The organism is Skermania piniformis, from assembly GCF_019285775.1.
Lineage (GTDB): Bacteria > Actinomycetota > Actinomycetes > Mycobacteriales > Mycobacteriaceae > Skermania > Skermania pinensis.
The window spans coordinates 156,170-176,241 of record NZ_CP079105.1 but is presented as its reverse complement, the minus strand read 5'-3'; the positions used below and the strand labels follow the sequence as shown (position 1 = coordinate 176,241).

General features: G+C 69.6%; 18 protein-coding genes. 11 read left to right on the top strand and 7 right to left on the bottom strand.

The annotated features are described in order from the left end of the window. Positions 1–2: 2 nt before the first annotated feature. Positions 3–710 carry a DUF427 domain-containing protein gene (locus KV203_RS00800; protein WP_066474592.1) on the top strand — a complete coding sequence of 236 codons (708 nt, stop codon included), beginning with the start codon at positions 3–5 and terminating at the stop codon, positions 708–710. 52 nt (positions 711–762) lie between these two features. Here the strand turns inward: KV203_RS00800 and glf are convergent, their stop codons facing one another. Further along, on the bottom strand, positions 763–1,971 hold the full coding sequence (gene glf / locus KV203_RS00795; protein WP_066474586.1) for a UDP-galactopyranose mutase: 1,209 nt from the start codon (positions 1,969–1,971) through the stop codon (positions 763–765). Between the two features lie 256 nt (positions 1,972–2,227). Between glf and KV203_RS00790 the strand changes: the two genes are divergently transcribed. Next, positions 2,228–4,207, top strand: coding sequence for an AMP-binding protein (locus KV203_RS00790; RefSeq protein WP_157079969.1), 1,980 nt, complete (start codon positions 2,228–2,230; stop codon positions 4,205–4,207). A 3-nt stretch (positions 4,208–4,210) separates the two neighbouring features. Here the strand turns inward: KV203_RS00790 and KV203_RS00785 are convergent, their stop codons facing one another. Next, positions 4,211–5,563 (bottom strand): SpoIID/LytB domain-containing protein, encoded by a 1,353-nt coding sequence (locus KV203_RS00785; RefSeq protein WP_066474580.1) that lies wholly within the window; start codon positions 5,561–5,563, stop codon positions 4,211–4,213. Between the two features lie 117 nt (positions 5,564–5,680). Next, positions 5,681–6,520 (bottom strand): HAD family hydrolase, encoded by an 840-nt coding sequence (locus KV203_RS00780; RefSeq protein WP_373279262.1) that lies wholly within the window; start codon positions 6,518–6,520, stop codon positions 5,681–5,683. A gap of 40 nt (positions 6,521–6,560) precedes the next feature. On the opposite strand from KV203_RS00780, the gene KV203_RS00775 reads away from it, so the two are divergent. Genes KV203_RS00775 through KV203_RS00755 form a run of 5 tightly spaced genes read left to right on the top strand, consistent with a single transcriptional unit; the run spans position 6,561 to position 11,061 of the window. Next, the gene (locus KV203_RS00775) at positions 6,561–7,535 is read left to right on the top strand and encodes an ABC transporter permease (RefSeq protein ID WP_066474568.1); all 975 of its coding nucleotides are present in this window, start codon (positions 6,561–6,563) and stop codon (positions 7,533–7,535) included. A 51-nt stretch (positions 7,536–7,586) separates the two neighbouring features. Next, the gene (locus tag KV203_RS00770; RefSeq protein WP_157079968.1) at positions 7,587–7,910 is read left to right on the top strand and encodes a hypothetical protein; all 324 of its coding nucleotides are present in this window, start codon (positions 7,587–7,589) and stop codon (positions 7,908–7,910) included. After that, positions 7,907–8,329 (top strand): type II toxin-antitoxin system VapC family toxin, encoded by a 423-nt coding sequence (locus tag KV203_RS00765; RefSeq protein WP_066474563.1) that lies wholly within the window; start codon positions 7,907–7,909, stop codon positions 8,327–8,329. The genes KV203_RS00770 and KV203_RS00765 overlap by 4 nt, the downstream gene beginning before the upstream one ends. Continuing rightward, positions 8,326–9,213: an ABC transporter permease gene (locus tag KV203_RS00760; protein ID WP_066474561.1), complete on the top strand. Its 888-nt coding sequence runs from the start codon at positions 8,326–8,328 to the stop codon at positions 9,211–9,213. Before KV203_RS00765 ends, KV203_RS00760 begins: the two co-directional genes overlap by 4 nt. Positions 9,214–9,240: 27 nt before the next feature. Beyond that, positions 9,241–11,061 (top strand): dipeptide ABC transporter ATP-binding protein, encoded by a 1,821-nt coding sequence (locus KV203_RS00755; RefSeq protein WP_066474559.1) that lies wholly within the window; start codon positions 9,241–9,243, stop codon positions 11,059–11,061. A gap of 3 nt (positions 11,062–11,064) precedes the next feature. On the opposite strand, the gene KV203_RS00750 is transcribed toward KV203_RS00755, so the two are convergent. The 4 genes from KV203_RS00750 to KV203_RS00735 form a co-directional block, all read right to left on the bottom strand. Beyond that, positions 11,065–12,162 carry a saccharopine dehydrogenase family protein gene (locus tag KV203_RS00750; protein WP_066474557.1) on the bottom strand — a complete coding sequence of 366 codons (1,098 nt, stop codon included), beginning with the start codon at positions 12,160–12,162 and terminating at the stop codon, positions 11,065–11,067. Positions 12,163–12,226: 64 nt separating this feature from the next. Then, entirely contained in the window at positions 12,227–13,000 is a 774-nt protein-coding gene (locus KV203_RS00745) for a hypothetical protein (protein WP_066474550.1), read from the bottom strand. Further along, positions 12,997–14,283, bottom strand: a complete 1,287-nt coding sequence (locus KV203_RS00740) for a hypothetical protein (protein WP_157079967.1) — start codon at positions 14,281–14,283, stop codon at positions 12,997–12,999. Before KV203_RS00740 ends, KV203_RS00745 begins: the two co-directional genes overlap by 4 nt. A gap of 656 nt (positions 14,284–14,939) precedes the next feature. Next, the gene (locus KV203_RS00735) at positions 14,940–15,209 is read right to left on the bottom strand and encodes a hypothetical protein (protein WP_169797552.1); all 270 of its coding nucleotides are present in this window, start codon (positions 15,207–15,209) and stop codon (positions 14,940–14,942) included. A 16-nt stretch (positions 15,210–15,225) separates the two neighbouring features. Here KV203_RS00735 and KV203_RS00730 point away from each other — a divergent pair, with 16 nt between their 5' ends. From KV203_RS00730 to KV203_RS00715, 4 genes are all read left to right on the top strand, one after another. Then, on the top strand, positions 15,226–17,073 hold the full coding sequence (locus tag KV203_RS00730) for a putative bifunctional diguanylate cyclase/phosphodiesterase (protein ID WP_169797551.1): 1,848 nt from the start codon (positions 15,226–15,228) through the stop codon (positions 17,071–17,073). A 102-nt stretch (positions 17,074–17,175) separates the two neighbouring features. Next, complete coding sequence (locus tag KV203_RS00725; RefSeq protein WP_066474543.1) at positions 17,176–17,784, top strand: DUF7711 family protein; 609 nt, start codon at positions 17,176–17,178, stop codon at positions 17,782–17,784. Between the two features lie 7 nt (positions 17,785–17,791). Continuing rightward, complete coding sequence (locus tag KV203_RS00720) at positions 17,792–19,474, top strand: ABC transporter family substrate-binding protein (protein WP_066474652.1); 1,683 nt, start codon at positions 17,792–17,794, stop codon at positions 19,472–19,474. A 43-nt stretch (positions 19,475–19,517) separates the two neighbouring features. After that, entirely contained in the window at positions 19,518–20,066 is a 549-nt protein-coding gene (locus tag KV203_RS00715; protein ID WP_306303598.1) for a hypothetical protein, read from the top strand. The last annotated feature ends 6 nt before the right edge of the window (positions 20,067–20,072 follow it).

Here is a 20,072-nt window from a genome sequence, read left to right as displayed (position 1 = left end):
CCATGGCACTGAGCACCCCCCGGGGCCCCCTCGGCCCGGACCGGGCAGGCTGGTTCGGCGTCGAGTTCCCGACCGGGGTGACGTTCGTCGAGCCGCATCCGCGCCGGATCGTCGCCCGGCTGGACGGGCAGGTCGTGATCGACACCGAACGGGCGCTGCTCGTGCATCGGGCCGGGCAGCGGCTCGCGTATGCCTTCCCGACCGGCGAAACCGGCGACCTGCCGAGCACGCCGGAGCCGGATGCCCCCGGGTTCGTCCAGGTGCCGTGGGATGCGGTCGACGAATGGTACGAGGAGGGCCGCAGGCTGGTGCATTACCCGCCGAACCCGTATCACCGGGTCGACTGGCATCCCACCCGCCGCCGGTTGCGGGTCGCGGCCGGCGACACGGTGCTGGTGGACACCGACGACACCATGATCCTGTTCGAGACTACGCTGGAACCCCGGCTCTACGTCGACCCGACGCATGTGCGGACCGATCTGCTGCGGCCCAGCGACACGACGAGCTGGTGCAATTACAAGGGCGCCGCGACCTACTGGTCGGTGGTCGCCGGCGACCAGGTCATCGCCGACGTCGCGTGGAGCTACCCGGAGCCGCGCGCCGAGAGCACCCGGGGGGCCGGGCTGCTCAGCTTCGACAGCGGCCGGATCAACGTCGACGCCGAGCTGCCGGTCGGCTGGACCACCGGGCGGCCGGCCCGACCCGGATGAGTCGGTCTGGTGCGGCTCAGTCGGTCTGGTGCAGCCCGGTCTCTGATGCGGCTCAGTCGGTCTGGTGCAGCGGGGTGCCGGACTCGAAGTACGGGCGCAGCGTGTTGTCGAACAGGCTCAGCGCGCTGGCGATCGCCATGTGCATGTCGAGGTACTGATACGTGCCCAGCCGACCACCGAACAGCACCTTCTCCTGGGCCAGCTCGGCTTTCGCCCGCTCCCGGTAGGCGAGCAGTTTCGCCCGGTCCTCCGCGGTGTTGATCGGGTAGTACGGCTCGTCGCCGGTGCCGGCGAACCGGGAGTACTCCCGCATGATCACCGTCTTGTCCCGCGGGTAATCCCGCTCCGGGTGGAAGTGCCGGAACTCGTGGATCCGGGTGTACGGCACGTCGGCGTCGTTGTAATTCATCACCGGCGTGCCCTGGAAATCTCCGATCGGCAGCACCTCGGTCTCGAAATCGAGCGTACGCCAGCCTAACTCGCCCTCGGCGTAGTCGAAATAGCGGTCCAACGGACCGGTGTACACCACCGGCGCATCCGGGTTCGCCGCGCGCAGCCCCGCCCGCACGTCGAACCAATCCGTGTCGCAACGGACATCGATCAGGTCGGACTCGACCATCCGGGTCAGCCACGCGGTGTAGCCGTCGACCGGCAGGCCCTCGTAGGTGTCGGCGAAATAGCGGTTGTCGAAGGTGTACCGCACCGGCAGTCGGGTGATGTTGCCCGCCGGTAACTCTCGCGGATCGGTCTGCCACTGCTTGGCCGTGTAGTCCCGGACGAACGCCTCGTACAGCGGGCGACCGATCAGCGAGATCGCCTTTTCCTCCAGGTTTTGCGCGTCGCCGGTGGCGATCTCGGCCGCCTGCTCGGCGATCAGCTCACGCGCCTGCTCCGGGCTGAAGTAGCGGCCGAAGAACTGGGACACCAGACCCAGCCCCATCGGGAATTGGTAGGCCTGACCCTTGTGCATCGCGAACACCCGATGCTGATATCCGGTGAATTCGGTGAACTGCCGGACGTAGTCCCACACCCGCCGGTTCGAGGTGTGGAACAGATGCGCTCCGTACCGGTGTATCTCGATGCCGGTCTGCGGCTCCGGCTCGGAATAGGCGTTGCCGCCGAGATGATCCCGCCGCTCCAGGACGAGCACGCGGCGGCCCAGCTCGCTCGCCAGCCGCTCGGCGACGGTCAGGCCGAAGAACCCGGACCCCACGACGAGCGCGTCGTATCCGGACTCACTGATCGAGTTCGACTCACTCACGAACCGCCAGGCTAATCCACCACGCCGACCGGACCGCGGCCGGGACAACCCGATGGTCGGGCCGCATTGCCGGCATCGATGATCAAATTCCCCGCGGTTGCCAGGTTTTTGCTGATATTTGCCCCACGCCACGCCGAAAACACGTGATTGGAATACGTGAAAAGCGTGTAAAACTGAGCCGGTTCGCGATCGGGCGCGGACCATAAGGTGGAGGAGGTCGCTATTGGTCTCCGATGTGATCAACTTCGGTACGACCGTGGACCAATCACGCGGGGAGATGTATCGGATCTTGCGCGATCCATCGAATTACCCCAGGTTCTTCCGCGGAATAGGTGGCTGCACCCGCTTCGGCGAACCGGACTCCCATCAGTTCACGGTCACCACCCGCCGCGGATCGGTTCGGTTCGGGCTGGAAGTTCGCGACGACGACGCCGAAATCGTGTTGGAGGGCATCGACACCGATTGGATCGGGTCGATCCGGCTCACCGAGCCCCGGGTCGGGCACACCCGAATCTCGGCAACCTTGTTCAAGGTCGCCAACATTCAGCGCTGGCTGTCGCTGGTGGCGAACAACGAGGTGAGCAGCTGGGCCCGAGACGGGATCCGAGCGATCGCCGACTATCTCGGTGGCACGCCCAACGCCGTCCTGTCCGACACCGACGACCCCCGGTCGCGTCAACTCGCCATCGCCCGCACGATGATCGACGCCGAAGTGGTGCACGCGCGCCGCCCCGACCGCGCACTGCGCCAGTTGGAACTGTTGGCCCGCTGGGGATTCGACCTGCCGGGTGGATCGTTCAGCGCCGCCGCCCAATCCCCGCGCGACATCGCCGTCGTCGACGACGGCGGTACCCGCACCTACGCAGAACTGCAGGAGCGGACCAACCGGCTTGCCGCCGGACTCGCCCGACTCGGCATCGGCAGCGATCAGGCGGTGGGCATCCTCGCCCGCAATCGTGCCGCAACGGTCGAGGCGATTCTCGCGGTCAGCGAGCTGGGCGCCGACACCCTGCTGCTCGACACCGACTGGGACGCGGCCCGGATCGCCCGGGTCGCCACCGACTTCCCGCTCGCCGCGGTGTTCGTCGACGAGGCCTTCGAGCCGGCTCTGGCCGACCTGCCGGCCGGCGTGATCCGGATCGCGACCCTGCCGAATGCGACGGCGGACGCTACCGCGGTGCTGGACGAGCTGGTCGCCACCGGCACCGGCAGCTTCCCGGAACCGACGGCGCGTGGCCGCAAGGTGATGTTCAGCTCCGGCGTCGGCGCGACCTATCGCAGTCCGCCACCCCGCGGTTTCGGCGTGGTCGCGGCCCCGTTGTCCCGACTTCCGCTCCGGGCCGGCGACCGCATCCTGCTGGAAGTACCGCTGTCCGGTTACTGGGGAATGACCGCCCTGCGGCTGGCGATCCCGCTGCGGACGCGGCTGGTCCTGCACGAGCAGTTCGAACCGGAAGCCTGCCTGAGCGCGATCGAGCGACACCGCTGCACGGCCCTGTTCGTCGCGCCGGCCATGCTGGAGCAGATCGTCGAGCTACCGGCCGGCGTGCGCAGCCGCTACGACCTGACCAGCTTGCGGATCATCGCCAGCTCCGGCGGCCCGCTGCTCGGCGACCTACCGACCCGGGCGATGGACACGTTCGGCGACATTCTCTACAACCTCTACGGCACCACCGAGACCGGCTGGGCGACGATCGCCGGACCAGCCGATCTGCGGCTGTCCCCGGGCACGGCGGGCCGGATCGTGCTCGGCAGCTCGGTGGCGATCCGGGACGGAAACGGCGTGACCCTGCCACGCGGTGCCGTGGGCCGGATCGTGGTGGACAACCAGGCGCTGCTGGACGGATATCCGGCCGAGGAGCTGCCGGCGCCGGCCGGCGCCTACGTCGACACCGGTGACCTGGGCTTCGTCGACGCCGACGACCTGCTGTTCGTGACCGGCCGCCGGGACGAAACCGTGCTGGTCGCCGGGCAGGTGCTCGCGCTGGGGCCGCTGACGAACGAACTGGCCCGGTTGCCGGAGGTGCGCGACGTTGCCACCGTCGCCCTTCCGGATGCGCGGATCCGGGCTTTCCTGGTTCGCCGAGAGGGGGCGGAGCTGACCGCGGACGAGGTCTGGCAGCGGGTCGAATCCCCGATCGACCGGGATCTCGTTCCGATCGAGATCGTCTTCGTCGATCAGCTCCCCCGCTCGGCGATGGGCCGGGTGCGGACCGCGGCGCTGCCGACCGGGTAGCTGCTACCGCACCAGCCCGGGGTCGGCGACCGGCACCAGGGCTTCGCTCGGCGGGCCGGGCGCTGCGGGTGGTGGTGGCGGCGGCGGTTCCGGCGCCGGCGGTGGTGGTGGTGGTTCCGGCGCCGGCGGGGGCGGCGGAACGGTCGGCACCGGTGGCGGCGCGGTGCCCGCGACGATGTCGAACCAGTCCGACGGCAGGTCCAGCGCGCCCCGCGCCCGCTCGCCGTCCACCTCCGCGGTACCGCCGGTACCGGCGACCTGCAGCCCGGTGACCCGCCCGGCCGGATCTCGCCCGGTCACCTGCACCGCACGCAATTCGCCGACCTCGAACGCCTGTCCGATCTCGGCCGCAGTCCGGGTTCGCGACCACCCCTGTACCGGCGCGGCCGCGTCGCCCGCGTCCGGCACGCCGGTGGTGTTCACTCCGCCGGTCGAGGCCGAATACTCGGCCCGGTACGGTCGGCCGTCCTGCAGCAGCACGGTTCCGGCGGTCGAGCGGACCGCGGCGGTGGTCCGCGGATCCTCGACACCGGCGCCGCCGTACATCTGGCAGGCCTGGGTGTCGCAGATCTGCGCGTAGCCGTAGCGATCGTCGGCCAGCGCATACGAGCGGGCCGCGATCGCCTGCGCCCGCAAGGCTTCGGCGCCGCCCTGGTCCGCCCAGTCGGCCGGGGTCTCGGCCGGTACGACGCCGAGCAGATAGTCCTCTCGATCGAGCAGATCGACCGTCCGCGCGGTGCCGTCGGCCGCGGTCGCGACACCCAGCGCCCCGCGGTAGGCCCGATCGCCGGAGCACAGGGTGAGCAGCTCGGCAGCCGGCCGGTCCGGACCCGGCACCACCGGATCCACCCAGGGGTGCGGGTCGTCGACGGCCCAGATCACCGGGCCGCCGCACCCCGCGGTCACCTCGACGTGCGCGCCGCCGGCCGGCGTCGGCGTCAACCGGGCAGCCTGACCCGGCTCGACCCGGCGCCCGGCGACGATCGCGCCGGCCGCCGAATACACCTCCAACGCCTTATCGTCGCGATCGATCAGCCGGACCGCGATCATCCCCGGCGGGACCGAGCCGAACGTGACCTCGGGCCCGTAGTAGTGGGTGAGAATCCGCTCCGCCGGCCAGCCTTGCTGCGCGTAACCGAACGCACCCCATTGGCCCATCCCGCGACCGTGCCCGTTGCCGCGCCCGGTGATCGTGAACGGCGCGTCGGCGGCGACCGCCGGCGCCACCTCGGGCGATCGCGATTCGGTATCGAGGACGGCCAGTAGGGCCGCGCCGCCGAGCAGCGCGGGGGTCAGCCCGAACGCGGCCAGCCGCCCGGGCCGTCGGGGTCGCCGCCGGTCTCCGTACGCCCGCATCCGTTCGCTCCCCATCGTCGCCGACCCTGAAACAACCGAGGCACACGTTGCCGAGGGGAAAGATAGGCAGCTGTTCGGACGAAAACAAGCACCTATCCGGTTTGTGTCGAGCCCGGCTCAGCCCCACCACCGTTCCAGCACCCGCGCCACCCCGTCGTCGGCGTTCGACGCGGTCACCTCGTCGGCGACTGCGACCGCGTCCGGATGGGCGTTGCGCATGGCGACGCCGTGGCCGGCCAGCTGCAACATCGGCACGTCGTTCGGCATGTCACCGAACGCGACGATGTGCACCGGTTGCACCCCCAGCCGGTCCGCCACGTCGGCGAGACCGGTCGCCTTGGTCACGCCCGGCGCCGCCACCTCGACCAGGCCGTTGTTCGTGGAATAGGTGAGGTCCACCCGGCCGTCCAGCAGGGGCTGCAGCGCCGCGCTCATGCTTTCGCTGGTCGCGCTGCGCAGCCGGATCAGCAACTTGATCGCCGGCGCCGCCACCACCTCGGCCCGGGAGACCCGGGTGTCGTCCGGATTCAGCCAGGCATGCTCGTAGTCCGGCGCGCTGACGAACTGCAGGGTCGCGGCGTCGTGTGCGCTGGCGCCGACCCGCTCCGCCGCCAGCCCGCAACCGGGCAGCGTGCGCTCGGCCAGCTCGGCCGCCCAGTGCAACGTCGCCACGTCCAGGTTGCGCGCGTAGAGAACCCGATCCGCGGCGCTGTCGTACAGCACGGCGCCGTTGCCGCAGACCGACAGCGGCGCGTAGCCCAATGCATCCACGATCGGCGGAATCCAGCGCGGCGGCCGGCCGGTGGCCAGGACGAACGGCACGCCGGCCGCCACCGCGGCCGCCACCGCTTTCCGGGTTCGCTCGGTGATCCGCTCATCCGGGTCGAGCAGGGTGCCGTCGACGTCGGAAGCGACGAGCCGGGGCGTGCGCTGCTGGATGGGTGCAGATTGCGTCACGGCGACCATGGTGCCGGACCCGACCTAGGATGAGCCCGCTATGGCCGGATTCCTGCTGCGCCGCGCAGCAAACTACGCAGTACTGCTGCTGTTGGCGTCGTTTCTCACGTTTGCCCTGGCCTCGCTCACCTTCCGCCCGCTGGACGCCCTGGAGCAGGCCAATCCGCGACCCCCGCAGTCGGTGATCGACGCCAAGGCCGCCGAACTCCGGCTCGACGACCCGATCCCGGTCCGATACGGCCATTGGCTGGCCGGGGTATCGCACGGCGATTTCGGCGAGACCCTGAAGGGCCAGCCGGTCGGCGACGAACTGGGCCGACGGATCGCGGTCAGTTTGCGGCTGCTGCTGCTCGGCTCGGTGATCGGCGCGGTGGCCGGCGTGCTGATCGGCGCGGCCAGCGCGATCCGGCAGTACTCGATCGGCGACTACCTGACCACGATCGCATCGTTTCTGATCCTGAGCACGCCGGTATTCCTGCTCGCCACCTTGCTGAAGTACGGTGCGCTGGAGCTGAACTCGCTGACCGGTCGACAGATCCTGCTCTACACCGGAGAGACCTCGGCCCAACGGATCGACGGCTTGTGGCCGCAACTCGTCGACCGCGCACAACACCTGGTGCTGCCCACGCTGGCGTTGGCGCTGGGCAGCATCGCCGGCTACAGCCGCTATCAGCGCAATGCGATGTTGGACGTGCTGGGCAGCGAGTTCATCCGGACCGCCCGGGCGAAGGGGCTCACCCGGCGCCGGGCCCTGATCCGGCACGGGCTGCGCACCGCGCTGATCCCGATGGCCACCCTGTTCGCCTACGGATTCGGTGGGCTGATCACCGGCGCCACGTTCACCGAGCAGATCTTCGGCTGGCACGGGGTCGGCGAGTGGATCGTGCAGGGCATCAGCACGCAGGATGTCAACATCGTCGCTGCGATCACCTCGTTCACCGGGCTGGTGGTGCTGCTCGCCGGGCTGCTGTCCGACGTGCTGTACGCGATCCTCGACCCGCGAATCCGAGCCTGATCCGCGGCGGATCGGGCAGACGCGCACCGCCATACTCGCTATCCTCTCGGTATGGCGCACAGGACTCGCAAGGTGACCGTGACCGTGCCGGAGGACATCGCCGCAACCCTGGAGCAGTGGCGGGACTCGGGCCGAATCAAGTCGGTGAGTCAGTACATCACCAGCCAGATCCTCGCCGGGATGAACCGGGCCGCCGCGCTGCGCACCGTCGAGTCGGCCTGCGGTGGCGCCGACGAACCGAAGCGCCCGCCGCTCGACGAGATCAACCGAGCGCGCAGATTACTGGAGTTACCCCCGTTCACCGAGGCCGAGGCCGAGGCGATCAGCGCCGAGGCGTGGGCCACCCCCACGGCAGCGCGCACCGGCGTCGCGTGAGCGCACCGGTTCAGGAGGCGGTCACCGGCGTTGTCTTCGACACCGCCGCCGTCGTCGGCTTCACGCGGATGGACCCGTATCCACAGGCGGTCTGCTGGACCGTCTTCGAGCACGGCGGGACGATCGTCATCCCGTCTGCGGTGTTGGCCGCAGCGTCGGCCCGGGTCGCCGAACGCGACCGGGACGTGCTGGCCGCGCTGCTCGCCCTCCCGCACACCGTGGTGCCCACGCTCGACGCGAATACCGCGCCGAAGATCGGCGCGATCCTGCGCGGGCGGACCCACCATCACCCGGACGCACTGATCGCCGCCGCGCACGCGGTCACCCACGCGATGAGCCGCAGGTGGTACGTGGTGACCGACCGGGTCCCCCTGCTCACCCGACTCGACCCACGGTTGCTGTTCGACAGCCTGCCGTGAGCTCGACGTTCGCCGCGACCGGCCGGACAGGGCTGGTCTGGCGCCGGTTCCGGCGCAACCGGCCGGCCCTGGTGGGGGCTGCGGTGTTGCTCGCGCTGCTGCTGGCCGCGTTCGCGGTGCCGCCGCTGCTGCCCTACGACTACCAGGAGCTCGACTACACCGCGCTTCTGCAACCGCCGAGCTGGCAGCATCCGTTCGGCACCAATCAGATCGGCCAGGACGTGCTAACGCAGACGTTGCGCGGGTTGCAGAAGTCGCTGATCGTCGGACTCTGCGTCGCCGTCTTCTCCACCCTGATCGCCGCGGCCGTCGGGGCGGTGGCCGGCTATCTCGGCGGCTGGCCGGACCGCGTGATCATGTGGCTGGTGGACCTGCTCCTGGTGGTGCCCAGTTTCATCATCGTGGCCATCTTCACCCCGCGGACCAAGTCGACCGGGTCGATCCTGGCGTTGATCGTGCTGCTCACCGCGTTCGGCTGGATGATCTCGGCTCGGATGGTGCGTGGACTCACGATGAGCCTGCGGCAGCGCGAGTTCGTTCGCGCCGCCCACTACCTGGGCGCCCCGACCGGACAGGTGATCCGCCGGCACATCCTGCCGAACATCGCCTCGATCCTGATCGTGGACACCACGCTGGCCGTCGGCGGAGCGATCCTCGCCGAGACCGGGCTGAGCTATCTCGGCTTCGGCGTCCAGCCGCCGGACGTGTCGCTGGGTTCGTTGATCGCGCTCGGCACGGCGTCCACCTTCACCTTCCCCTGGCTGTTCCTGTTCGCCGGCGGATTCCTGATCGTCACCGTGCTTGCGGCGAACGTGGTGGGCGACGGACTGCGGGACGCCTTCGACCCCGGAGCGGCCGGCGCCCGCCGCACCCTCCCCGGCTGACGCCGCCGCGTCACCTACGATTCGGGCGTGACGGTTCCGCTGCTCGACGTCGCGGACCTGCGGGTCGACTTTCCCAGCGAGGAGGGCCGGGTCTCCGCGGTGCGTGGCATCGACTGCACCGTGGCGTCCGGTGAGGTCCTGGCGCTGGTCGGCGAATCCGGCTCCGGCAAGTCGGTGACCGCGGCGGCGGTGCTCGGGCTGCTGCCCGATCACGCTCGGGTCCGGGGTTCGATCCGGTTACGCGGCACCGAGCTGCTCAGCCTGGGTGATCGAGAACTGTCCCGGCTGCGCGGGACGACGATGAGCATGGTCTTCCAGGACCCGCTGTCCGCGCTCACCCCGGTGTACCGGGTCGGCGATCAGATCGCCGAAGCGTTGCGGGTGCACGGCGCGAGCCGATCCGACGCTGCCGCGCGGGCCGTGCAGTTACTCGAACTCGTCGGGATTCCCGACGCCGCCGACCGCGCCCGCGCGTTCCCGCACGAGTTCTCCGGCGGAATGCGGCAACGGGTGGTGATCGCCATCGCGATCGCCAACAACCCGGACCTGATCGTCTGCGACGAACCGACGACCGCACTCGACGTCACCTCGGCGGCACAGATCCTGGATCTGCTGCGCACCGCCCGTGACCTCACCGGCGCCGGCATCGTGCTGATCACCCACGACCTGGGCGTCGCGGCGACGCTGGCCGACCGGATCGCGGTGATGTACGCCGGCCGAATCGTCGAAACAGCGCCGGCCACGGAGCTACTCGCCGCGCCCGCGATGCCGTACACGGTCGGCCTCCTCGACTCGTTGCCCCGGCTGGACGCCCCGCCCCGCACGCCGCTGGTGCCGATCACCGGCTCGCCCCCGGCGCCGCACGCGCTGCCCCCGGGCTGCCCGTTCGCACCCCGCTGCCCGGCCACCGACGACGCCTGCCGGTCGGCCGAGCCGGCGCTCGCCGAGATCGCCACCGGGCGCCGGGCGGCCTGCGTCCGCCCCGGATCGGTCGCCCCGCACGCCGCATCGGCCGCCCCGCCCGACCCAGCCGATGCCGGCCCGCCGGAACCGATCCTGCAGGTGAGGAAGCTGGTCAAGAGCTACCCGGTGCGCGGCGGCCTGCTCGGCCGACGACGACGCGGCGTCGTCCGCGCGGTGGATCAGGTGAGCCTCACCGTGCGCGCGGGCCGGACCACCGCGCTGGTCGGCGAATCGGGTTCGGGCAAATCGAGTGTGCTGACCGCGATCCTCGACCTCACCGCCCCGGAATCGGGCCGGATCGAGATCTTCGGCCGGGATGTCGCCGACCTCGACCGGGCCGGCCGGCGTGCGATGCGCCGTCGGATCCAGATCGTGTTTCAAGATCCGGCCGCTTCCCTCGACCCGCGGCTGCCGATCTTCGACTCGGTCGCCGAGCCGTTGCGGATCGCCCGCCGGCCCCGGGCCGAGATCGCTCGCCGGGTGCCGGAACTGATCGATCAGGTGGGGTTGCAACCGGAACACGCCGACCGCTACCCGGTGGACTTCTCCGGCGGGCAGAAACAGCGGATCAACATCGCCCGGGCGTTGGCCAGCTCCCCGGATCTGTTGGTGCTGGACGAGCCGGTCTCGGCGCTGGACGTATCGATCCAGGCGGGAATACTCAACCTGCTGCGCCGATTACAGCTCGAGCGCGGGCTGGGCTATCTGTTCGTCTCGCACGACCTGGCGGTGGTGCGCAACCTGGCACACCACGTCGCGGTGATGCGAGCCGGCCGAATCGTCGAGGACGCGCCCGCCGATGAGCTGTTCGCCGACCCACGACACCCCTATACCCGGTCGCTGCTCGCCGCCGTCCCGTCGGCGCCACCGCTCCGGATCGGCTGACCATCAGCCGACCGGAGCCACTTCGCGCAGGCCGGCGTCCGCACAACCGTCGGTCAGCGCGGCCACGCCGAACGCCGCGACCGGGCCGAGCGCACCGGTCTTGCGCACCGCACCCGCCGCGGCGGTACGAGCGCCCCAATCGAGGATCGCCGCGGTGAAGTCGTACGGGTCGGGCCCGTCCAGGGTCACCCGCGCCAACGGCTCGCCGGCCGCGGATTTGGCCACCGCGACCACGGTGACGCTCGACCGCGCACGCTGTACTGCATCGGGTCCGCCGGTGGAGCCGCGCACGACCTGCCCGGCCGCCTGCTTCGCCAGCGCGCGCAGCGCCGGCACCCGGCGGACCGGGTAGCTGAGCCGGGTGGCCGCCGCCATCGCCTGCGCAGCCAGCGGCGGTGCCCCGAGAAACACCCGCACGTCGCGCAGCGTCGGATACGCCTGCGGCAGCGCGAAATGCTCGGCGCCCGGAACCGTGACGGCGGTCAGCGTCCGACCGTGCACCTCGAAGGTGTCGACGTCGCTGCCGGCGACCGGCCGCACCCAGCCGTCGCGGTAGCCGAAACCGTCCGCCAGCAGCACCCCGACCACCGACGCGCGGGTGCCACCGCTGGTGCCGAAATTGCGTACGAAGTAACCGACGTCGACCGCGGTCGCGTCCGCACCGGCCCGGTCGAGCGCCAGCGCCCCGGCCAGACTGCCCGGCACGAAGTCGAACCCGAAGGCGGACAACAGCGCCGAGCCGTTTCGCTGGGCGATCGGCCCCCAGCGCTCGAACACCTGCCGGATGAACGGCCCCTCACCGGTCGAATCCAGGTAGTGTGCACCGGCTTCGGCCGCCACCCGTACCGCAGGCTCGCCGAATTCCAGGAACGGCCCGACCGTGCTGATCAGCACGTCGCCGGACCGCACGATCGGGCGCAGCGACGCCGGATCGGTCACGTCGGCGACCGCGGTGTCCAGCCCACCCAGTTCGCCTGCCACCGCGGTCACCCGGGCTGCGTTGCGCGCCACCAGGACCGGTCGGGCACCGCCGGCCACCAGGCGGCGCGCGGTCAGTTCGCCGGTATAGCCGGTCGCGCCGAAAAGGAGAATACGTGTCATCGAGACAACCTCGGAGAGTCGAATTGCTGCGGGTGGAGAGCTCGGCCGATGCCGTAGCCGATGATCAGCGAGATCGGCGCGCGAGTCGATCGTCGAGTTCGACCTGGTTGATGTCCAGCTCGTGGTGCAGGATGCCGGGCGCCGAGATATGTACCGGGACAATCACATCCAGCAGCTCCTGGGCGAGGATCGCCGCCGACCGATCGACGCCGTGGAACTCGATCGTGCAGCGACCGGTCGCCTCCGGCGTGACGGTCTGCACCTCGTACCGCACCGGGATCTGCCGATCCGCATCGTCGCGCACCGCGTACTCGGCGGTACGACCGCCCGAGGTGGCCGCGGAATCGATCCGGCCGAATGCCGCCTCGGCGAGCAGGGCGGCCGCGGCTTCGGTGCACACCGCACGGGCGGCATCGGGCCCGGCAGGCTGCCGATGCTCGAGCACCGACACCGACTCGATGTCGCGGGTGATGGCGGCAAAGGCGCGGGAGAACCGAACCGGCAGCACCGCCGACAAGCCGCCGGAACCGTGGAAGGTGGTGCCACCGGCCCGGCAGGCACCGCGCAGCTTTTCCCGATCGAATAGCGATGCCGGCAAGGTGCTCACCACATCGATCCCGTCGGTCAGCCAGCCGATGACCGGCTTGGTCACCGCACCGGCCTTCCGGTTCAGTGCGGCCTGATCCGGCAGATAGATCAGCACATCGGCGGCGGCGCCGGCGGCGGTGCGCCGATCGTTCGGGGTGAACGCGAGGTCCGCACGACCGCTGATCTGCCGCCGGAGCAACTCGGCCAGCGGCCCGGAACCCCGCACGGCGACCGCGACGGTGCTACTCATACTTCCTCCAGTCGGTAGCGCGGGGACAGGTTCGGCCGGAGCACGCCGGGCGGCGCCGCGCAGACGGCCGGGATCACCCCGAGGATCGCATTCACCGAGATGTCGGTGACCGCCGACCACTCGACGCCGGATCCGAGATCGTCTGCTGCCGAATCTACTTCGATCCGGGTCGGGCCGTCGACGGTGAACCGGTGGCCGCCGGCGAGACTGTTCGGGTGGTCCGGACCGAGATGCGCATTGCCGGCACCGACGTGCCAGCACTCTTCGTTGGTCATCAGCAACCGATCGCCGACGTAGCCGCGATAGGTCATGTGGATGGCACCGACCGTGCCCGGCTCGATCACCGTGCCGCCGGCCGCGATCGCCACCCGGGCCGGCACCGGGTAGACCAGCCGCTCCACCCGGATCTGATCCGGCTCGATACCCCACAGGTGATGTGCGACGTTGCCGATGACGTCGTCGAAGTAGAAGTGCTGTAACAACGCGATCGCATGGTTGGAGTCGACCGCCGACAACGGGGTGCCGAAACCGAGGCCGGCCAACCCGCCCCACATGCCGTCCGGGGCCGCCGACAGATCCCCGACTTCCAGGAACCGCACCGCGCGCACCTCGTCGACCAACCCGGCCAGCCGGAGCAACACCTGCTCGACCATCAGTCCCGGGTGGAGGCCGGTGCCGTGCAGCGACGCCCCACCGGCCAGGCATGCGGCCTGCAGCCGTTCCCCACTCGCCCGGCGCGGCAGCACCCGGTCGAGCAGGCGCTCGGCTACGACGCCGGCCATCGGCCGCAGCGGTCGCCCCGGCGGGGAATCCAGCGCGGTCATCGCCAGCCGCAGCCCGGCGAGCGCGGCCTTCTCCCGGTTGCCGAAGACGTCGCCGGTCACCTTCATCTCCGACACGGCGCGCAACACGTCGAGCGCCGGTTCGGACTCGGACAGCCACTTGGGCATCGACGCATTGTGGTAGGACGCGCCGGAGACCACGTTCTTTCCGGAGGCGAGCAGGTCGATCACGTCCTCGTCCGCGCCCTGCAGCAAGGCGGGCGTGGTCGGCGTGTGCACGACGCAGTCGGCGTCCAGCGCCAGGATCTCGGCCTTGTCGGTGGTGGCGGCGATCCCGACCGGCGGCAGACCGACGAGTGTCCCGATGTCCACGCCGTGCTTGTGCGGGCTGACCACCTTGACCCCGACCACCTCGAACAACGGCGAATCCAAAGCAAGCCGCAGCGCCCGGCCGCCCATGTCACCGGGCCCCCAGATGATCAACCGATAGGGACTCTGCACCCGGCTCCTCCTCGAACGCGCCTTCACCCGGCAAGGTAACGGTGAAATCCGAAGTTTTACAAGAGGTCCGAGGTGTGACAGAGATGTCTCAACTCGCCCGGTGTGCGATGTGCCGCAACCCGAATCCTGGCCACCCAGCCACAGGCGACGATGAGCGAGTCGGCGTGGTGACCTCGGCTCTGGTGCCGGTCGCACTCGGTCACGTCACGCACCGGACCGCGGTGGAGCAGGTCGGACGGGCGCTGACCAAGCTGCTGACCTGAACCCGATCCGACACGTTCCGGTTACATTCCGGCCCCTACAGTCCCAAGATCAACACAAAGTTCCAATGCGCCCTGTTTACACCGCACTCGTGCAATCATCTGCGCCGTGGTCCAGCGCGACAAGGTGCCCACGGAACCCGCCGAGCTCAACCCCCGATTCGATTCCGGTTCCGCGACGAGCCCCGAAATACCCTCTCCCAGAAGCCGATTACATCCTCCGAAAAAGGCTCGCGGACCGTTACCGGAGGCGATAACCGGCCGAGTCGGTCGAGTCGACAGCGACATGGCGCCCGGTAGTCGGTTGTGGATCGTGGCGGCGGTTCTGGCGGTGGTCGCCTATGTCGTCGGACTGGTACCCGCCCTCGTGTTCGACAGCCCGGCCGACGCGCTCCGTTATCGGCTCGACATCCGGGTGGTCGCCTGTGTCCTGGCGTTTGTCTTCTTGGTGATCGGGGTGCGGCGGAACCGGCCGGCGGTGCGGAGTGTGTGGATCTGGACCGGGGTGTTGCTCGTCGGCAACCTGGGTCGGCCGGTCCTGATCAACATCTCCTCCACCCCGATCGCCGGGGGTTGGCTGAACCTGACCGTCATCACCTGGATGAGCTGCTGCCAGGTGATCATCCTGCTGTTGATCATCCGGAGCCGGGGGACCAGTCGGGTCACCGATGCCCGGTTGGAGATGATCGTGCTGCTGCTGGCTTATGCCGCGTTCGTCATCCCGCTCTCCGCCCTCCCGGGCTGGCACGCGACCAAGCTGCTGCCGTATCAGATAGCCCTCGGCATCGTCGGACCGGCCGCGTATGTGATCTTGGTGGCGTTGGTCGGTCGGTTGCTGATGGTCGATCTGTTGCGGGGTCGGGCCGCGGTGCTGCTGATGGCGGGCTGGATCGCACTGATCTTCGCCGACGTGGCGGGACCGTTCGGGCGGTCGATCGACAATCCGCTGATCGACCCCGCCCGCGATGTGGTGGCGTTGTCGGTGTTGCTGTGGGCCGCCGCCGCACTACACCCCTCCATGCGATCGATCACCGAACCCACCGACGCCTACCGCGGCGAATGGTCCCTGCCCCGCACCGCCACCGTCGTCATCGCCGCCGCCCTCCCCCTCGTCGTCCCCATGATCAACCCCCAACTCACCGAACCCGAACGACTACTCGTCTTCTCCCTCGGCGCACTCGCCGTCGGCACCTCCGTCATCCGCACCCGCCGCGCCGTCAGCGCACTCGCCCACGCCGAACGCAAAAGCGCCTGGCAAGCCCGCCGAGACGAACTCACCGGCCTACTCAACCGCCGCGGCCTCGTCGAACACGCCGCCACCATCCACGGCCCCGTCGGCGTCGTCTACCTCGACGTCGACCGCTTCAAACTCCTCAACGACGTCAACGGACACCACTTCGGCGACGCCCTCCTCATCGCCATCGGCCGCCGCCTGAACTCCCTACCCGAACCCATCGTCGCCGCAGCCCGCTTCGGCGGCGACGAATTCGCCATGCTCTTCGCCGCCGACACCCCCCACCACACCCCCGACCCCACCCGACAAGTCCGCCACCTCATCGACCGCCTCTTCGACACCCCCGTCGACGTCGACCAACGCCCCATCCAAGTCAGCGCCAGCGTCGGCCTCGCCGTCTCCGCCGGAACCGACGAACAATTCCTGCAAACCATCGGCCGCGCCGACATCGCCCAGTACTACGCCAAAGCCGACGGCGGCGGCCACATCCGCGACTACGTCGACGACATGGGCCAAGAACGCAAACGCCACAAACTCATCCTCGAACTCCTCCAACAACGCGTCGGCACCACCGACGAAACCTGGCTCGCCTACCAAGCCATCGTCGACCTCCGCACCGGCCACCCCATCGGCGCCGAAGCACTCGCCCGCATGCGCACCGACGAACTCGGCACCATCTCCCCCGGCGAATTCGTCACCCTCGCCGAACAAAACGGCGCCATCGAAACACTCGGCAACTGGGCCTTCGACACCGTCGTCGCCACCATCGACGACGTCGGCACCCAACTACCCGACGGCTTCCGCATCGCCGTCAACATCTCCCCCCTCCAACTCGAATCCGACGCCCAAATCGAACGACTCACCACCCTCGCCACCCAACGCCCCGACGTCCTCAACCGAATCCGACTCGAAATCACCGAATCCGTCTTCGTCCGCGAATCCTCCCTCCAACGACTCACCGAACTACGCCAAGCCGGCTACCAACTCGCCATCGACGACTTCGGCAGCGAATACGCATCCCTCTACTACCTCGCCCAACTCGACGTCGACGTCCTCAAAATCGACCAAAAATTCACCCGCCGACTCGTCACCGACCCCGCCACCCGACTCATCGTCCGCCACGTCATCGAACTCGCCGACCAACTCGGCATCGCCGTCGTCACCGAAGGCGTCGAATCCGAAGCCGAACGCAACCAACTCATCACCCTCGGCTGCAAAATCGGCCAAGGCTACCTCTGGGAACGCCCCACCACCGGCGTCAACCGATTCCTCACCACCGCCAACGCCACCCACTAACCCACCCGGCCCGCAAAATTCCGAGACGGCTCGAACACGCCGCGCTCGGTCGGCACGACCCGGCACACCGCGCAGCGCCGACACGATGGCAAGATCGAGCCGGTGAAGCGCTCGACCGCGGTCCGTAACCTCGCCGAGGTTGCCAGCACCGCGACCAGCTCGGCGCGGTTGCGTGATGCCGATATCGGCTGGCCGCTGCGGGAGCTGTGGGTGAGCGGCCAGCTGTTGGAATCCGCCGACATCCTGGAGTGGGGCTCGGTGATCCTGGTGCTCGACCTGCCCGCCGCCGGACTGCCCTGGCTGGTCCAGCCGCCGGCGCTGGACTGGGTCCGCGAGCGGCTGCGACTGGGCAAACGACCGTTGGAATGGTGCTACCGGCCCCGGGAATGGCCCGCATGGAACCCGCGGCACCGCCGGGTGGCCCGGTTCTGGACCGAGCGGGACGGGGTCGACGACACCGCACTGGACGCACTGCACCGAGGCGAGGTCGACCAGCTCGACGTGCAGGCGCCGACCGACGACGAGTTCCGGACGCAGCTGACCGAGGAACTCGGCTGTTCCTGGGACCACCTGCGCGCGGTGTTGGACAGCTATTGGGAACAAGACTGGCGCCGCGCCCAGCACAGCCTCGAAACCTCGCCGGAGGAGCAGCTCTGGCGCGGCGCGGAGGCCGTGTCGCAGATCCGGGAAGCACTCGACCGACTCTCATGAGAGATTGATTCACATGCGATCGCACAGGCTGATCCGGATAGTCGTCCCGGTGCTCGCTACCGGGCTGATGCTCAGCGGCTGTAACGCGTCGGAGGACGGCGCCGTCGGGGCCGGGGCGACCGGGCTGGGCAACACCAGCGATATCAACCCGAAGGATCCGGCCGAGCTGCGCGACGGCGGCAACCTGCGCCTGGCCCTGAGCGGGTTCCCCGCCCAGTTCAATCCGCTGCAGGTGGACAGCGACGGCGAAGCGTCGTCGGTGGCCACGATCATGCTGCCCGGCGACATGACCCCGGACGCGTCCGGCGCGCTCTCGGTCCGGCACGACTACTTCACCGACGTGCAGCTGACCGGAACCGACCCGCAGCAGGTCAGCTACACGATCAATCCCAAGGCGAACTGGTCCGACGGCACCCCGATCACCTGGGAAGATCTGGCCGCCCAGGCGAACGCGCTGAGCGGCCGCGACCCGGGCTATCTGATCACCGCCAATGCCGGCTTCGACCGGGTGGCCAAAGTGGAACGCGGAACCGACGACCGGCAGGCGATCGTCACCTACAGCAAGCACTATGCCGAGTGGCAGGGCAGCTTCTCGCCCCTGTTGCCGAAATCGGTCACCAGCACACCCGAGGCGTTCAACGACAGCCTGCGCAACGGGCTGCCGGTGACCGCCGGCCCGTTCAAGCTGGCGTCGGTGGACAAGGGCGCCAACCGGATCGTGCTCGAGCGCGACCCCGCTTGGTGGGGTACGCCGCCGAAGCTGGACACCATCACGTTCACCGTGCTCAATCACGCGGCCCAGCTGGCCGGACTGCAGAACAACGAGCTGGACGCGGTGGAGCTGGGGTCCAGCCTGGACGAGGTGAAGACCGCGCAGGGCTCGGCCGGCATCCAGGTCCGGCACGCGCCCGCGAATCGCTGGTCGCAATACACCTTCAACGGCGCGCCCGGCGCGCTGCTGGCCGACCCGAAGCTGCGGGTGGCGATCGGCAAGGCGATCGACCGCCAAGGCATCGCCACCGCGATCCTGAACGGCCTGGTCACCGATCCGCACCCGCTGAACAACCACATCTTCCTGGAGGGCCAGCAGGGCTACCAGGACAATGCCGAGCCGATCGGTTACGACCCGGACAAAGCCGCACGGGAACTGGATGCGCTCGGCTGGACGCCGGGTTCCGACGGTATCCGGGAGAAGGACGGCCGCAAGCTGGTGCTGCGGCACGTCATGTACCAGCAGGACACCTGGGTGCGGTCGGCGCAGATCGCCCAGCAGAATCTGGCGAAGGTAGGGGTCAAGACCGAGATCCAGACCTTCCCGGGGACCGGCCTGTTCACCGACGTGATCGATCCGGGCAATTTCGAGCTGGCCAGTTTCTCCTGGTCGGGCGGATTCCAGCCGCTGGCCGCACTGCGGCAGATCTACGCCTACTATCCCGACGACCTGCAGAGCAACAAGGCCCGGATCGGCTCGCCCGAGCTGAACCAGCTGATCGAAGACACCTTGTCCGAGCTGGATCCGGCCAAGGCGATCCAGATGGCCAACCGAGCGGATCGGATGATCTTCGAGGAGGGGCACTCGATCCCGCTCACCCAGTCGGCCGGCAACGTCGCGGTCCGGGACAACCTGGCCAACTACGGGGCGTTCGGGTTGGCCGGCGCGGACTACACCGAGGTCGGCTTCACGAAGTGAGCGGACGCGGGTGATCCCGGGGCCGCTCCGGTATCCGCTGGCGGTGAGCGTCGGGACGGTCGGGCTGGCCGCGTCGCTCCTCCCCACGGCGGGCCCGGACGGTGCTGCGGCGCTGGTCACGGTCATCGTGGCGGTGCTCGGCGGCGCCGGATTCCGGTTGGGTTACGCCCTGGCTCGGGCGGCCGCACCGGCGCCGGGCACGATCCGCGTGCGGCAACAGCACCGGCTCGTCGCCCGGTCCTGGCTGGTCGGTGACCGCCGCTGGACGCCGGTCTACTACGACCCGGCACTGATCGCCGGCTTGCCGGCTCGCAGCTATCCGTCCGGGCGAACGCGCACCCGGGAACCGATCGGTCGGCTGCGGGAGAACCCGAGCCGGCCGGACCCCGACGGTGCGGCTCGGGCGACCGTTGCAAGCCGCTGGCCGCGCCGGCTGCTGCTGGATGCGCAGCCGGCGGTAGGAGCTCCGGTGGCCGGCCTCGGCTGGGTCTACCTGACCGGCGGTGGCGGCGCCACGTTTGCCGGAGCAACGATCGTTGCGGCGGCGTTCGTCCTCTGGCTCACCGCGCTCCGCGGCACCGACCCGAGCTGACGGCCG